This is a genomic window from Streptomyces sp. NPDC056161, from assembly GCF_042268025.1.
GTDB lineage: Bacteria > Actinomycetota > Actinomycetes > Streptomycetales > Streptomycetaceae > Streptomyces.
The window spans coordinates 159,942-174,725 of record NZ_JBHJUV010000010.1 but is presented as its reverse complement, the minus strand read 5'-3'; the positions used below and the strand labels follow the sequence as shown (position 1 = coordinate 174,725).

10 protein-coding genes and 2 pseudogenes are annotated in these 14,784 nt (G+C 72.1%); 8 read left to right on the top strand and 4 right to left on the bottom strand.

Annotation, left to right across the window (positions count from 1 at the left end; all coding sequences use genetic code 11):
• Positions 1 to 2: 2 nt before the first annotated feature.
• Positions 3 to 1,007, bottom strand: coding sequence for a carbohydrate ABC transporter permease (locus ACFC09_RS12190; protein WP_376526226.1), 1,005 nt, complete (start codon positions 1,005 to 1,007; stop codon positions 3 to 5).
• Positions 1,008 to 1,063: 56 nt separating this feature from the next.
• The gene (locus ACFC09_RS12185; RefSeq protein ID WP_376526222.1) at positions 1,064 to 2,338 is read right to left on the bottom strand and encodes an extracellular solute-binding protein; all 1,275 of its coding nucleotides are present in this window, start codon (positions 2,336 to 2,338) and stop codon (positions 1,064 to 1,066) included.
• 478 nt (positions 2,339 to 2,816) lie between these two features.
• On the opposite strand from ACFC09_RS12185, the gene ACFC09_RS12180 reads away from it, so the two are divergent.
• Together ACFC09_RS12180 and ACFC09_RS12175 are read left to right on the top strand one after the other, a co-directional pair.
• Positions 2,817 to 3,851 (top strand): LacI family DNA-binding transcriptional regulator, encoded by a 1,035-nt coding sequence (locus ACFC09_RS12180; RefSeq protein ID WP_376526219.1) that lies wholly within the window; start codon positions 2,817 to 2,819, stop codon positions 3,849 to 3,851.
• Between the two features lie 154 nt (positions 3,852 to 4,005).
• Complete coding sequence (locus ACFC09_RS12175; protein ID WP_376526217.1) at positions 4,006 to 4,875, top strand: phosphatase PAP2 family protein; 870 nt, start codon at positions 4,006 to 4,008, stop codon at positions 4,873 to 4,875.
• A gap of 87 nt (positions 4,876 to 4,962) precedes the next feature.
• On the opposite strand, the gene ACFC09_RS12170 is transcribed toward ACFC09_RS12175, so the two are convergent.
• A complete protein-coding gene (locus ACFC09_RS12170) occupies positions 4,963 to 7,956 on the bottom strand; it encodes a bifunctional [glutamine synthetase] adenylyltransferase/[glutamine synthetase]-adenylyl-L-tyrosine phosphorylase (protein WP_376526215.1) in 2,994 nt (997 codons plus the stop codon).
• Positions 7,957 to 8,151: 195 nt separating this feature from the next.
• Here ACFC09_RS12170 and ACFC09_RS12165 point away from each other — a divergent pair, with 195 nt between their 5' ends.
• The 5 genes from ACFC09_RS12165 to ACFC09_RS12145 all read left to right on the top strand — a co-directional run bounded on the left by ACFC09_RS12165 (position 8,152) and on the right by ACFC09_RS12145 (position 13,212).
• Positions 8,152 to 8,667, top strand: coding sequence for a pyridoxamine 5'-phosphate oxidase family protein (locus ACFC09_RS12165; RefSeq protein ID WP_376526212.1), 516 nt, complete (start codon positions 8,152 to 8,154; stop codon positions 8,665 to 8,667).
• 460 nt (positions 8,668 to 9,127) lie between these two features.
• Positions 9,128 to 10,015, top strand: a complete 888-nt coding sequence (locus tag ACFC09_RS12160) for an alkaline phosphatase family protein (protein ID WP_376526209.1) — start codon at positions 9,128 to 9,130, stop codon at positions 10,013 to 10,015.
• Position 10,016: 1 nt separating this feature from the next.
• Positions 10,017 to 11,411 carry an MFS transporter gene (locus ACFC09_RS12155; RefSeq protein ID WP_376526207.1) on the top strand — a complete coding sequence of 465 codons (1,395 nt, stop codon included), beginning with the start codon at positions 10,017 to 10,019 and terminating at the stop codon, positions 11,409 to 11,411.
• Positions 11,408 to 12,427: a TolB family protein gene (locus ACFC09_RS12150; protein ID WP_376526204.1), complete on the top strand. Its 1,020-nt coding sequence runs from the start codon at positions 11,408 to 11,410 to the stop codon at positions 12,425 to 12,427. Before ACFC09_RS12155 ends, ACFC09_RS12150 begins: the two co-directional genes overlap by 4 nt.
• Positions 12,428 to 12,552: 125 nt before the next feature.
• Complete coding sequence (locus ACFC09_RS12145; RefSeq protein ID WP_376526202.1) at positions 12,553 to 13,212, top strand: NADPH-dependent FMN reductase; 660 nt, start codon at positions 12,553 to 12,555, stop codon at positions 13,210 to 13,212.
• Between the two features lie 109 nt (positions 13,213 to 13,321).
• On the opposite strand, the pseudogene ACFC09_RS12140 reads toward ACFC09_RS12145, so the two are convergent.
• Positions 13,322 to 13,411 (bottom strand): annotated as a pseudogene (locus ACFC09_RS12140) (glutamine synthetase); the annotation flags it as partial.
• A 1,022-nt stretch (positions 13,412 to 14,433) separates the two neighbouring features.
• Between ACFC09_RS12140 and ACFC09_RS12135 the strand changes: the two are divergent.
• Positions 14,434 to 14,722 (top strand): annotated as a pseudogene (locus ACFC09_RS12135) (integrase); the annotation flags it as partial.
• Positions 14,723 to 14,784: the final 62 nt, after the last annotated feature.

Genomic DNA, 14,784 nt, shown 5'->3' with positions numbered 1-14,784 from the left:
CCTCAGATCGCGAGCTGCTGCTCGGTGCGGTTCAGCCAGCGGCGGTAGAACGAGGTGAAGACGATCAGGACGGCCAGCAGCAGGATGCCGTAGGTGGCCGACTGCGCGAAGTCACGCGGCTGCTGTCCGAAGCCCAGGTAGTAGGCCCAGGTCACCAGGATCTGTGCGTCCGGGGCGGTGGTGCCGAACAGCAGGAAGATCACGGCGAACTGGTTGAAGGTCCAGATGACGCCCAGGAGTACGACGGTGGAGCTGACGGCCGTCAGGCCGGGCAGGGTGACGTACCTGAACCGCTGCCAGGCGCCCGCGCCGTCCATCTCGGCGGCCTCGTAGAGGGTGGGGTCGATGGACTGGAGGCCGCCGAGGAGCGAGACCATCATGAAGGGCACCCCGCACCAGGTGTTGACCATGACGGCGGCGAACCGCTGCCAGAAGGTGTCCTCCAGCCACAGCGGCGCCGGCAGGCGCAGGGCGTGCAGGGCCGAGTCGACAATGCCCGAGTCGGCGAGCATGAAGCGCCAGCCGAAGACGGTGACGAAGGTGGGCACGGCCCACGGCAGGATCAGGATCAGCCGGTACACCGTGCGGCCGCGCAGCCGCTGGTTCAGCAGCAGGGCGAGGCCGAGGCCGATGCCGTAGTGGAGCGCGACGCACGCCGCGGTCCACCCGATCGTCCAGAGGAAGTGCGACCAGAACCGGTCGTAGGCCGTCGGGCCGAACAGTACGTCCCGGTAGTTGTCCAGGCCGATGAACCGGTAGGTGGCGTCGATGTGGTGGACGCCGATGGTGCGGGCCGTGTTGAGGCTGTCGGCGTCGGTCAGGGTGAGGTGGAGCCCGTACGCCAGGGGGTAGAGCACGAGGACGCCCAGCACCACGGCCACGGGGGCGATCATGGCGTAGGCGTACCAGTGCTTCCGGTAGCCGCGCCTGAGGCGCTGCCCCGGCCCGGTCCGGGGCGCGCGGTCACCGTGGCGCTCGCCGGTCGCGCGGTCGATGGCGACGGTCATGGTTCGGCCACCTTCTGGAAGGTCTGCGGATCAGGGCTGGGGCGGTCGCGGGGCGCTCACTCGCCGAAGTCCGGTACCAGCTTCGCGATCGCCAGTCGGGCGTTGGCCAACCCCTCGTCCAGGGACTCCTTGCCGCTTGCGACCTTGGGCAGTTCGGTGTCCAGCGGGGCCCACAGGGAGCCGTACTCGGGCAGCGCCGGGCGCGGCCGGGCGGCGGCGAGCACGCTCTGGAAGCCGGCGATGCCGGGGTCGGCCCTGACCTGGGCGGTGTAGGCGTCGGCGCGCGTCGGCAGGGTGGAGTTCTTCAGCGCGACGGTCTCCTGGGACTTCGCGGAGGTCATGAAGTCGACGAACTTCAGGGCGGCTTCCTGGTGGGCCCGGTCGGAGCCGGCGTAGACGGAGAGGTTGTGGCCGCCGGTCGGGGCGCCCGCCTCGCCGGTGGAGCCGGCCGGGACGGGCGCGATGCCCAGGTCGGCCTTGTTCTTGAAGGCCGTGCCCCGGTAGAAGTTGGTGATCTCCCACGGGCCCTGGACGATCGCGGCGACCTTGCCGTTGACGAACGCGTCCTGGATGTGGGCGTAGGCGTCGGCGGTGGTGTCGGCCCTGTGCAGGCCCTTGCCGGAGAACAGGCTCAGCCAGGTGCCGTAGCCCTTCTCGGCGGCGGGCGAGTCCACCGTGATCTTCTTGGCCGCGGTGTCGACGGTGTCGGTGCCCTCGCCGTGGAGGAAGGGCTGGGCGTAGTAGCCCGCGGTGGAGCCCCAGTAGCCGTCGGCGCCCGTCCTCTCCTTGATCCTGGCGGCGGCGGACTTCAGTTCGTCCCAGGTCCTGGGCGCCGCGGTGAGGCCGGCCTGCCGGAACAGGGCCCTGTTGCAGACGAGCGCGAGGGTGTCGGTGACCAGCGGCACGCCGTAGGTCCTGCCGTCGTACTGGGCCTGGGTGATCAGGCTGGGCCGGAACGCGTCGCGGTCGGCGAGGGCGGCGGTGCCGTCCAGCGGCAGGAAGTAGCCCTTCTTGGCGAAGGCCGGGGTCCAGCCGACCTCGGAGCGCAGCACGTCCGGGGCGCCCGCGGCGCCCGCGGCGGTGTCGAACTTGTTCCGCGCCTGGTCGAAGGGGACGTTGACGTACTTGACCCGGATGTCCTGGTGGGCGGCCTCGAACTCCTCGACCAGGGCCCGGTACGTCGGTGCCTCGTTGGTGGCGTTGGAGGTGTCCCACCAGGTGAGGGTGACCGGGCCGGCCGCCCGGTCGCCGCCGCTGTCGCCCGCGCCGCACGCCGTCGCCGCCGGGGCGAGGGACGCCACCAGCGCCAGGGCCGCTATGCCACGCCGCATGAGTCCTCCGTAAGGTGAGATGCCCGAGTGGTGCAGGGGGCGGGCCCGTCCGCCGCCCCGGGGCCTGCCGACGCGCCGGTGGGTCCCCGCTCCGTAGGCCGGGGGCGGGGAGGCCGCCGGGCGACGTGAAGGTAACAGCGTTGCAACCCGCGCGAAAGACCTTGCAGAAAAATAGTGCAAGCGGTGCCGCCGTACTTCGTGCCGCGGCCCGGCGCTCCGGTCCGCCCGGAGCGCCGGACCCGCCCACCGGGCCGCGCACAGTCTGGCGGCCCCGCTGATCGGCGGGACCCGAGTGGCCGTGCAAGACTCTGCAAGGTCTTGCCATCCCCCGGCGCGACCGGAAGGACGAGGGACCGCGATGACGCAGCACCCCGCCGCCGACCGTGCGGCCGCGAGCGTCAACCGCAGCCCGCTGGCCTCCCGCGCCCGGCGTCCGGCCGGTGGGCAGCGAAGGACACGACCGGTACAGTCCGGTGGCGTGACCACACGGCTCGCGGACATCGCCGCGCAGGCGGGGGTGAGCGAAGCGACGGTCAGCCGTGTCCTGAACGGCAAGCCGGGTGTCGCCGCCACCACCCGCCAGTCCGTGCTGGCCGCGCTGGACGTGCTCGGCTACGAACGGCCGGTACGGCTGCGGCAGCGCAGCGAGGGCCTGGTGGGGCTGATCACGCCGGAGCTGGAGAACCCGATCTTCCCGGCCCTGGCACAGGTCATCGGCCAGGCGCTGACCCGCCAGGGCTACACCCCGGTGCTCGCCACCCAGACCCCGGGCGGGTCGACGGAGGACGAGCTGACCGAGATGCTGGTGGACCGCGGGGTGGACGGGATCATCTACGTCTCCGGGCTGCACGCGGACACCACCGCCGACACGCAGCGCTACGAACGGCTGCGCGCCCGGGGCGTGCCGTTCGTCCTCGTCGACGGCTTCTCGCCGAAGGTGCAGGCGCCGTTCATCTCGCCGGACGACCGGGCGGCGATGACGCTGGCGGTGACGCACCTGGTGTCGCTCGGGCACACCCGGATCGGGCTGGCCCTGGGGCCGAAGCGGTTCGTGCCGGTGGTGCGCAAGATCGAGGGTTTCGTGCGGGCGATGCGGGACCAGTTGGGGCTGGCCGCTCGGACGGTCGAGGCGGAGCTGATCCAGCACTCCCTGTACACGCTGGAGGGCGGGCAGGCGGCGGCCGCGGCGCTGATCGAACGGGACTGCACGGCCGTGGTCTGCGCCAGCGACATGATGGCGCTCGGCGCGATACGGGCGGTACGGCAGCGCGGCCTGGACGTCCCCCGGGACGTCTCGGTGGTCGGCTTCGACGACTCCCCGCTGATCGCCTTCACCGATCCGCCGTTGACCACGATCCGCAAGCCGGTGCCGGCGATGGGGCAGGCGGCGGTGCGCACCCTGCTGGAGGAGATCGGCGGAACCCCCGCGCCGCACAGCGAGTTCGTGTTCATGCCGGAGCTGGTGGTGCGCGGTTCGACGGCGTCGGCGCCCGGGGACCGCGGCCGTCCCTGACCCGGCGCGGGCCCCGTCCGGGAGGGCGCGGGACACGGCGGGCGGGCCGGGTGCCGGTGGGCACCGGGGGTATCCCGGTGTCGTAGAACATGCGTTGTGGACCCGACCTTGGGATGATCTGTCGGAGATAGCTTTTCTGGCAGACTCTGTGCCTATGAGTGACTCGACCGTGACACCGCCGGAAGGTCGTGTGGAGGAGGCCGCTCCGCAGGCGGTCACGGGCGAGCGCGTGCGGCGTTTCGTGGTGCGGCTGCGCACCCCGCGACGGCCCCGCCTGTGGTTCGAGATCCTGCTCGTCGCGGTGAGTTACTGGACGTACTCGCTGATCCGCAACGCCGTTCCGGAGCAACGCGGCATGGCGCTGCGCAACGCCGACTGGATCTGGCGGACCGAGCACGGGCTGGGCATCGCCGTCGAGGGGTTCGTCAACCACGCCGTGAACTCGGTCACTTGGCTGATCGTGGGGATGAACTACTACTACGCGACACTGCACTTCGTGGTGACGCTCGGGGTACTGGTGTGGCTGTACCACAGTCATCCCGGGCGCTACGCGGCGGCGCGGCTCGCGCTGTTCGCGACGACGGGCGTGGCCCTGGTCGGCTACTACCTGTTTCCGCTGGCCCCGCCCCGGCTGATGAACGGCGGGCACTTCGTCGACACGGTGCTGATCCACCACACGTGGGGCTCGATGGCCTCGGGCGATCTGAAGCACATGTCGAACCAGTACGCCGCGATGCCGTCGATGCACATCGGCTGGTCCCTGTGGTGCGGGCTGACGATCTTCGCGCTGGCCAAGGTGCCCTGGGTGCGGATGATCGGCCTGCTGTACCCGGCGGCGACCCTGGTGGTCATCGTCGCGACCGCCAACCACTTCTGGCTCGACGCGGTCGGCGGCGTGATGTGTCTGGCCTTCGGTTTCTCCCTGGCCCGGCTGTGGTGCGGCGCCCTGCCGTACGCCCTGCCCCGCCTGGTGCCGGCCTGCCCGCGGGGACGCCGGTCGCCGTCCTGGGCCCAGGCGTCGTAGGGCGCCGCCGCACCGCGGCGGACTCCGCCCGATCCCGCCGAACGGCACCGGGCGTCGTGGGCTCGGGCGTCGTAGGACGTCAAGGGCTCAGGCGTCGTAGAAGAGTTCCTCCGCGACCGTGCGGGCGCGGCGGGTCGTACGGCGGTAGGCGTCCAGCATGTCGCCCGCGTGGCCCGAGGTGTAGCCGAGGTAGCGGCCCACGGCGGCGAGTTCGCGGGAGTCGGTGGGGAAGGTGTCGCCGGCCCGGCCGCGGACCAGCATGACGGCGTTGCGGACCCGGGTGGCCAGGATCCAGGACTCGTCCAGGGTCGCGGCCGCCTCGTCGGACAGCAGTCCGGCCGCGCGGGCGGTGGCCAGGGCCTCGCGGGTACGGGTGGTGCGCAGGCCCGGCTCGGCCCAGGCGTGCCGCAGCTGGAGCAGCTGCACGGTCCACTCGACGTCGGAGAGCCCGCCGGGGCCCAGCTTGGTGTGCAGTTTCGGATCGGCGCCGCGCGGCAGGCGCTCGGACTCCATGCGGGCCTTCAGCCGCCGGATCTCACGCACCGCGTCGTCGTCCAGGCCCTGGGACGGGTAGCGCAGCGGATCGACCAGCTCGATGAAGCGGCGGCCCAGGTCGGCGTCCCCGGCGACCGGCTCCGCCCGCAGCAGCGCCTGGGACTCCCAGACCAGGGACCATCTGCGGTAGTACGCCTCGTACGACCTCAGGGTGCGCACCAGCGGACCCGACTTGCCCTCGGGGCGCAGATCGGCGTCGATCAGCAGCGGAGGGTCGGCGCTCGGGATCTGGAGGAGCCGGCGCATCTCGGACACGACCTTGTTCGCCGCCTCGGCGGCCTCCCGGTCGCTGACGCCGTCCTGCGGTTCGTGCACGAAGATCACGTCGGCGTCGGAGCCGTAGCCCAGCTCGTGGCCGCCGAAGCGGCCCATGCCGATGATCGCGAAGCGGGTCGGCAGGGTGTCGCCCCAGCCGGCCCGGACCACCGCGCGCAGCGTGCCCGCGAGGGTCGCCGCGGTCAGGTCCGACACCGCGCCGCCGACCCGGTCCACCAGCGCGCCCTGGTCGGGCTCCACCGGGTTGGCCTCGGTGCCGTAGGAGTCGACGATGTCGGCGGCGGCCGTGCGGAACAGCTCCCGGCGGCGGACGCCGCGGGCCGCGGTGACGCCCTGCTCGGCGTTCTCCGCGCGGCCCACCGCGGCCAGGATCTCCTGCTCCAGGGGGGCGCGTCCGCGGGGTTCGAGGCCGCCCGCGTCGCCGTCGCCGAGCAGGGCCACCGCCTCGGGGGCGCGCATCAGCAGGTCGGGGGCGAGCCGGCCGGCCGACAGGACCCGGGCCAGGTTCTCGGCCGCCGCGCCCTCGTCCCGCAGCAGCCGCAGGTACCAGGGGGTCTTGCCGAGCGCGTCGGAGACCTTGCGGAAGTTGAGCAGGCCCGCGTCCGGGTCGGCCGAGTCCGCGAACCAGCCCAACAGGACGGGCAGCAGGGTGCGTTGGATGGCCGCCTTGCGGGTGACGCCCGCGGCCAGCGCCTCCAGGTGGCGCAGCGCGGCGGCGGGGTCGGCGTAGCCGAGGGCGACCATGCGCTCGCGGGCCGCCTCGGCGCTCAGCCGGGCCTCGCCGGGGGCGAGTTGGGCGACCGCGGCGAGCAGCGGGCGGTAGAACAGCTTCTCGTGCAGGCGGCGCACCACGCCGGTGTGCTGCCGCCACGCGCGGATCAGGCCGGTCACCGGGTCGGTGCGCAGGCCGAGGGAGCGGCCGATGCGGCGCAGGTCGGCCTCGTCCTCGGGGACGAGGTGGGTGCGGCGCAGCCGGTGGAGCTGGATGCGGTGTTCCATGGAGCGCAGGAAGCGGTACGCCTCGTCGAGCCGGGCGGCGTCGGCGCGGCCGACGTAGCCGCCGGCGGCGAGGGCGGCGAGCGCGTCCAGGGTGGTGCCGCTGCGCAGCGCGGGGTCGGACCGGCCGTGCACCAACTGCAAAAGCTGGACGGCGAATTCGACGTCCCTGAGGCCGCCGGGGCCCAGCTTCAGCTCGCGGTCGACCTCGGCGGCGGGGATGTTCTCGACGACGCGCCGGCGCATCTGCTGCACGTCGGGGACGAAGTTCTCGCGTTCGGCGGCCTGCCAGACCAGGGGTTCGACCGCGTCGACGTACTCCTCGCCCAGTTCGATGTCCCCGGCCACCGGGCGGGCCTTGAGCAGCGCCTGGAACTCCCAGGTCTTCGCCCAGCGCTGGTAGTAGGCGAGATGGCTGCTGAGGGTGCGCACCAGCGGGCCGTTGCGGCCCTCGGGACGGAGGTTGGCGTCGACCGGCCAGATGGTGCCCTCGACGGTGATCTCGGAGCAGATCCGCATCATGTGCGAGGCGAGTTTCGTGGCGGCCCTGAGGCCCTTGTCCTCGTCGGCGCCGTCCACGGCCTCCCCGACGAAGATCACGTCCACGTCGGAGACGTAGTTCAGCTCGTGGCCGCCGCACTTGCCCATCGCGATCACCGCGAGCCGGCACAGCGCGGCGTCGTCGGGCGCGGCGGCGCGGGCGATGGCGAGCGCCGCGCGCAGGGTGGCGGTGGCGAGGTCGGCGAGTTCGGCGGCGGTCTGGGCGACGTCGGTGGTGCCGCACACGTCGCGGGCGGCGATGGACAGCAGACAGCGGCGGTAGGCGACGCGCAGCGAGACGGGGTCGATGGCCTCGGCCAGGCCCCGTTCGAACTCCTCCACCCCGGGGTGCAGGTCGCGCGGCTCGTAGGTGACCAGCTCCGCCCAGTCCCGCGGGTGCCGGGCCAGGTGGTCGGCGAGGGCCTCGGAGGCGCCGAGCACGCCGAGCAGGCGGTCGCGCAGCGGCTTGGCCGCTATCAGCGTGTCGAGCAGTTCACGGCGGGCGGTGGGGTCGGGCTGGGCCTCCAGCAGCCGTACCAGGCCGTGCAGCGCGAGGTCCGGGTCGGCGGTCGCGCCCAGCGCCTCCAGGAGCACCGGGTCGTCGCGGACGGGTGCCAGCTCGGCGCCGTCGAGCAGGCGCTCGGCGCCGGAGGGGTCGGTGAAGCCGTGCCGCAGCAGTCGCGTGAAGGTACTGCTCCTGCGCCCCGGCGTCATCCGCGGCCTCCCCTCGGATCGGGTGGAATCGGGTCTAAGCGGGTCGGATCAGGTATCGAATCAGGTCAGGATCAAGCCGTCCTGGCCAGAGCCTAACCGCAGAGCCCGGGTGAAGCGCCGGGACGGTCCGCGATGAGTTGCGCGCGTCCGCCCGGTCTGTCCCTTGAGAACACCGTCGTTGCGCAGGGAGGCACGATGCCGGAACCCATGGGCGAGCTGGACCGCCGGTACTCCGGGGCGGGCGCCACCGCGCCCGCCTGGTCCGCGGCCGAGGCGCTGCTGCGTACGGCCGAACTGTTCTGGATCTCGACCGTACGGCCCGACGGGCGTCCGCATGCGACCCCGCTGCTCGCGGTCTGGGACGGCGGGGCGCTGCACTTCGCGACCGGCGCCGGGGAACGCAAGGCGCGCAACCTCGACCGCAACCCGGAGGTGGTGCTGACCACCGGCGCGGGCGCCTGGGACGAGGGCTACAACCTGGCGGTGGAGGGCACGGCGGTGCGCGTCACCGAGGACGGGCGGCTGCGCGGGCTGGCCGCCGCCTGGGCGGCGAAGTACGGCTCCGAGTGGCGCTTCGGCGTAGGGGACGGCTGCTTCGAGCACGGTCCTGGACGGGCGACGGTGTTCGCGGTGGCGCCGCGGGTCGTCCTGGGTTTCGGCAGGTTCGCCGAGGGGGAGCCGTTGGGCCAGACGAGGTGGCGGTTCGGCTGACCGGGGTCCGGCGGGCCGGACCGGACAGGAACTGGACAGGAACTGGACAGGAACTGGACAGGAACTGGACAGGACCTGGACAAGGGCAGGACCTGGACAGGACCCGGTCAGGACCCGGTCAGGACCCGGGCAGGACCCGGGCAGGAGCCGGGCAAGACCTGCTGGACCACAGGGAACCGGCCGGACCGCCGGGATCCCGTCGCGCTGATGGGACCCGGCCGGCCCTGGCAGGACCCGCCCGGCCCGGCCGGGAAACCAGGCCGGTCGGCCCGTCGCGCGGCCCGGCCACGCGGGGCCCGCTCGGCCCGGCCACGCGGGGCCCAACGCGGCCGGGCCGCGCGGGGCTGTAGTTCACGCGGTTTTCATCCGCCGGGACGCAGGGTGTGGCACCACGGATTATTGTCGTGTACATGGTTTACAGGCACCGTCACTCCGCCTTCTCCCCTCACCGGAGGTAGATGTGTCCGGCAGTTCCGTGTTCCGCCGAGCCCGTACCGTCGTGGCGTCCGCGGTGGCCCTCGCCGCGGCCGGCTTCGGGGTGTGGACCGGCCTCGGCAGCGAGTCCGCGCACGCCGCGGGCGCCGTACCGACCCCGGACCACGTGGTCGTCGTGGTCTTCGAGAACCACGCGTACAGCCAGGTCATCGGCTCCTCCAGCGCCCCGTACATCAATTCGCTGGTCACGGGCGGCGCCAACCTGACCCAGTCGTACGCCGAGACCCACCCGAGCCAGCCCAACTACTTCGCGCTGTTCTCCGGCTCCACCCAGGGCATCACGGACGACAGCTGCTACACCCCCGGCTTCTCCACGGCCGCCAACCTGGCCTCCGAGCAGCTCGCCGCCGGCCGCACCTGGGCCAGCTACAACGAGACCCTGCCCAGCCAGGGCTCCACCACGTGCAGCAGCGGGAAGTACGCCCGCAAGCACAACCCGTGGTTCGGCTTCAGCAACGTGCCGACCTCGTCCGCGAAGACGTTCGCGCAGTTCCCGACCGACTACGCCACGCTGCCGCAGCTGTCCTTCGTGGTCCCGAACCTGTGCAGCGACATGCACGACTGCTCGGTGTCCAGCGGCGACACCTGGCTGAAGAACAACCTGGGCGCCTACGCCACCTGGGCCAAGACCCACAACAGCCTCCTCGTCGTCACCTTCGACGAGGACAACAGCCTCAGCGGCAACCGCATCCCGACGGTGTTCTACGGCCAGCAGGTCACCGCGGGCGCCAGCTCCTCGACCAAGTACAACCACTACGACCTGCTGCGCACCCTGGAGGACTCGCAGGGCCTCACGAGCCACGCGGGCAACGCGGCCTCCGCCAAGGACATCACCGGCATCTGGACGTCCTGACGTGTACGTAGCGGACAGCCGCGCGAGCACGCCGTCCGCGGAAGGCGCCGTCCGGCCGGAACCCGCCGGGCGGCGCCGCCACGCGGTCGCGCCCACCGTCCTCGCGCTCGGCACGGTCAGCCTGGTCACCGACGTCTCCTCGGAGATGGTCACGGCGGTGCTGCCGCTGTACCTGGTCGCGGGGCTCGGGCTGTCGCCGCTGGGCTTCGGACTGCTCGACGGCATCTACAACGGTTTCTCCGCGCTCGTCCGGCTCGTCGGCGGCCACCTCGCCGACCGCGGCGGCGGCCGGCACAAGTGGGTGGCCGGGCTCGGCTACGGCGTCTCGGCGCTGTGCAAGCCCCTGCTGCTCGTCGCGCACACCCTGACCCCGATCGGGGTGATCCTGGCCGCCGACCGCACCGGCAAGGGCCTGCGCACGGCCCCGCGCGACGCCCTGATCTCGCTCTCCAGCACGCCCGAGACCCGCGGCCGGGCGTTCGGCGTGCACCGCGCCATGGACACGGCGGGCGCCCTGCTCGGTCCGCTCGTCGCCTTCCTGATCCTGCGGGCCACGGTGGACGGCTACGACGCCGTGTTCACGGTGAGCTTCTGCGTGGCCGCCACCGGGGTGCTGGTCCTGGTCCTGTTCGTACCGGGCGGGGCGGGCGGCACGTACCTGCCGGACCGCCGCACGAACCGGCCGGACCGCCGCCCGAACGCGCCGGGCGTCTCCCGGCCGGCCGCCGACGGCGACGCACGGCCCACGCTGCGCGCCGCCCTCGCCCTGCTGCGCCGCCGCGACCTGCGCCGGATCACGGTCTGCGCGCTGCTGCTGGGCCTGGCCACGGTCAGCGACTCCTTCGTGTACCTGCTGCTGCAACGCCGTCTTGGCGTCCCCGACCGCTGGTTCGCGCTGCTGCCGCTGGGCACGGCCGCCGCCTTCCTGCTGCTCGCGGTGGGGCTGGGCCGGCTCGCCGACCGGGTGGGCCGCTGGCGGGTCTTCCTGGCCGGCCACGGCGCCCTGCTGGCGGCGTACGGCCTGCTGCTCACCTCCTGGCACGGCACCGCCCTGCCGTACGCGGTCCTCGCCCTGCACGGCGGCTTCTACGCGGCCACCGACGGCGTCCTCATGGCGGCGGCCTCGGACGGCGTGCCCGAGGCGCTGCGCTCCTCCGGTCTCGCCGTCGTGCAGACCGGACAGGCCCTGACCCGGTTCGCCTGCTCGCTGCTGTTCGGCGCGGCGTGGACGCTGTGGGGCGACCGCGCGGCGCTGGCGGCGGCGACGGTGGCGCTCGCGGCCTGCGCGGCCGTCTCGTACACCCTGCGTCCGAACGCCCCCCGCCCGAGCCCGGAGGACACCCTCCACCCGAGCCCGGAGGACACCCTCCACCCCGACCGGGAGCACACCTCATGACCCTGCGGTCCCGCATCCTGGTCCTATCGTCGGCCGTCGTCGTCCTGGCGGCGGTCGCGCTGGCGGCCGTCCTGCACGCGTCGGCGCGGGCCGAGCGCCGCGACCACACCCAGGCGGGCGGCCCGCCGGTCGCCTCGGGCCGGGTCGCGCTGACGGACCCCGGCCGCCTGGTGTTCCGCAACATGGCCTGGGGCCCGCACCGCGACGAACTCACCGAGGTCCCGGCGAGCGCCCCGGACGCGCCGCGCACCGCCTCGGGCGTCAAGTGCCTGCGCTTCTACGCCGCGTCCGGCACCGGCGTGTGCCTCCAGGCGGTGCACGGCCCGGTCTCGGACTCCTACCGCGCCCTGGTCCTCGACGCCCGGCTGCACCCGACGGCCCGCTACGACGTCCCCGGCATCCCCTCCCGCGCCCGGGTCTCCCCCAGCGGCCGGTTCGCCGCCTGGACGGCGTTCGTGGGCGGCGACTCCTACGCGGGCACGAACTTCTCCACCCGCGCCACCATCGTGGACACGGCGACGGGCCGGCTGATCCCGTCCCTTGAGGAGTTCCACGTCGTCAAGGACGGCCGCGCCCACACCTCCCCCGACGTCAACTTCTGGGGCGTGACGTTCGCCGCGGACGACCGCACCTTCTACGCGACCCTGGCCACGAAGGGGAAGACGTACCTGGTCCGCGGCGACCTGACGACGGACACCGTGACGACCCTGCACGAGAACGTGGAGTGCCCCTCGCTGTCCCCCGACGGCACCCGGATCGCGTACAAGAAGCGGGTGCCCGGCCTGCCCGCGGACGCCCCCTGGCACCTGTACGTCCTCGATCTGCGCACGATGCGCGAGACCCCGCTCGCGGAGCGGCGCAGCGTCGACGACCAGGTGGTGTGGCGGGACGCGCACACCATCGTGTACGCGCTGCCCGGCGACTACGGAGCCGACCTGTACCAGGTCCCGGCGGACGGCACGGGCACGGCACGGCGGATCAGTTCGGCCGCGGTGTCCCCGGCCTACCTGGGCTGACCGCCGCGCGGGCGCCCGCCGGCCCGGCTCGCCCCCCGCCCTGTCGCACGGCGGCCCTCCCGGAACCACACTGGTCAGTGGAGGGCCCCGCGGAGGGCGCGCGCCCCTGACGGAAGGACGGACCCATGCCCACGGACACCGTTCCCGGCCCGCTGCGGGTCCTGGTCTTCGGCGGCGCCCTGCGCGCCGACTCGGCCAACTCCCGCCTCGCCGCCCTCGTGGCCCGGCTCGTCTCCGACACCGGTGCGACCGTCGACCTCGCGGGGATGCGCGAGTTCGGCATGCCCTTGTACGACGGCGACGTGGAGGCCGCCGAAGGGCTCCCGCCGGGCGCCCTCGCCCTGCGCGACCGGATCGACCGGAACGACGCCTTCGTCATCTCCTCGCCGGAGTACAACGCCTCCGTGCCGGGCGTGCTGAAGAACGCGATCGACTGGGTCTCGCGGGTCCGGCCGCAGCCCTTCAAGACGAAGCACGCGCTGCTCGTCTCGGCCTCGCCGTCCCTGGTCGGCGGCAACCGCGGGCTGTGGGCCCTGCGGGTTCCCCTGGAACACCTGGGCACCCGCGTCTACCCGGACATGTTCAGCCTGCCCAACAGCTACCAGGCGTTCACCGAGGACGGCACGCTGGCCGACACGGGCTTGCAGCACCGGCTGAGCGAGACCGTGTCGGGTTTCCTCAGCCTCGTCGAGGCGGACGTGCGCTACGTCTGCCTGGAACGCCGCTGGTACGAGTTCCTGGGGGACCGCACCGAGGCGGCCATCACGCAGCGGGCCGAGGCGTGATGCTGGACCCGTGCGGCGCGTGACCATGCTGCCGGACCCGTGCGGCGCGTGACACGGCCCCGCCGGGAGCACGGAACGCGCCCCGCCCCCGGCGGCCCCCGCCCCGCCCCTAGAGCACCGGAAGATTCTTCCGCAGCTCGAACGCCGTGACCTCGCTCCGGTACTCGTGCCACTCGGCGCGCTTGTTGCGCAGGAGGTAACGCTCCCCTCCAGCGGCCTCGGGCAGTCACCGGAAACGCCGCTCACGCCGAGGATTTGGCAGTCGTTGACTGTCGTCAGCTGATCGAAGTGAACCGCGCAGGCGCGGGACACGTTAGTGGAGGGCGTGGTCACAGGCGGGCCGTCACCGTACTACGCCGCTGATGGAATTCGCTAACATCCGGAATCCGGACAGTTGACCGAACTGGTGAGAAAGTCAGAAGGGAAGCGGTGACGATGCCACATTTTGAGAACACTAGCGGAACAATGGATGGATTTTCAGACGAGACCAGCGAGACCAGTACGCGACCAACGCGAATGGATAGGCTCCACCAGGCTGTCGATATTTACTTGGCGGATCCTCGTAGCACGGATCCTGCTTCCGGGCGATACTATAACCCCCCGCGTAACCTGTTCATAAATCTGGGTACCGACGAGAACAGCGAGAACAGCGAGAGATTCCCTCTAGGCCAAGAAATCCATCAATTGCGCCAGAGGGGCTTCAGGCAAGGGTTTCCGGAGGACCTCAGGGAAACGCTGCACGTTACCGGTCTAGTGAGTGACCCAGCCCGCCGCTCCGCCACAAATACGCTCCCGTACCCGCGTCCGGGAGCTGACCAGATCAGTCCAGTAACCATGCAAGAACACCATGGAATGGCACGGCAACAAAGAGGGTCGAGCCAGGCGGGCGGGTGGACTCAGCAGGCTGACGCCGTGTCCCAGCAGACGGACACAACGACCGACTACGGAAATCCTGTAGCCTCGTGGGCGCAGATGCAGCCTTCGGGCGCTTCCACTTCTTCCTCGTCGAATTCTCAGCAGGGCGATAACCAACAGAGAGACTCTGCCTCCTCTCGCCTCAGGGGCGACCACCATACGAGCAGGGAACAGAGGCGGCCAGGCGGCCGCCGGTGATTGGCCTGACCTCATGACTTAACCAGAGAGTTGAGGGAAGACAGCGTCCGCCGGGCACTGCCCACCCCCTCTGACCTGCACTGTTCCTGCGGACGCTAAACAAAATGTTTAGCGTCCGCTGGCGTCCTCAGCGCCCGGACACGCGAGGCCGCCCGAGAGCACGGCATGCACGCCCTCAGGCGCTTCTACGTCTCGGTTCTGCTGAACGCCGGGGAGAACATCAAGGCGCTGAGCAAACTACCTCGGACACAACGATCCGGGTTTCACGCTCCGGGTGTACACCCACCTGATGCCGAGCAGCGACGCCCGGACCCGGAAGGCCGTGGACAGCCTCTGTGCGGGCGCCGATCCAGGGTCTGACGGCCCAGAGACGGCCCAGCGGCGGCAAAACGCCTAAAACGCCTCGGGGCGACGGTCACCAGCCGTCGCCCCGTCCACCGTATCGGCGAAGAAAACCGC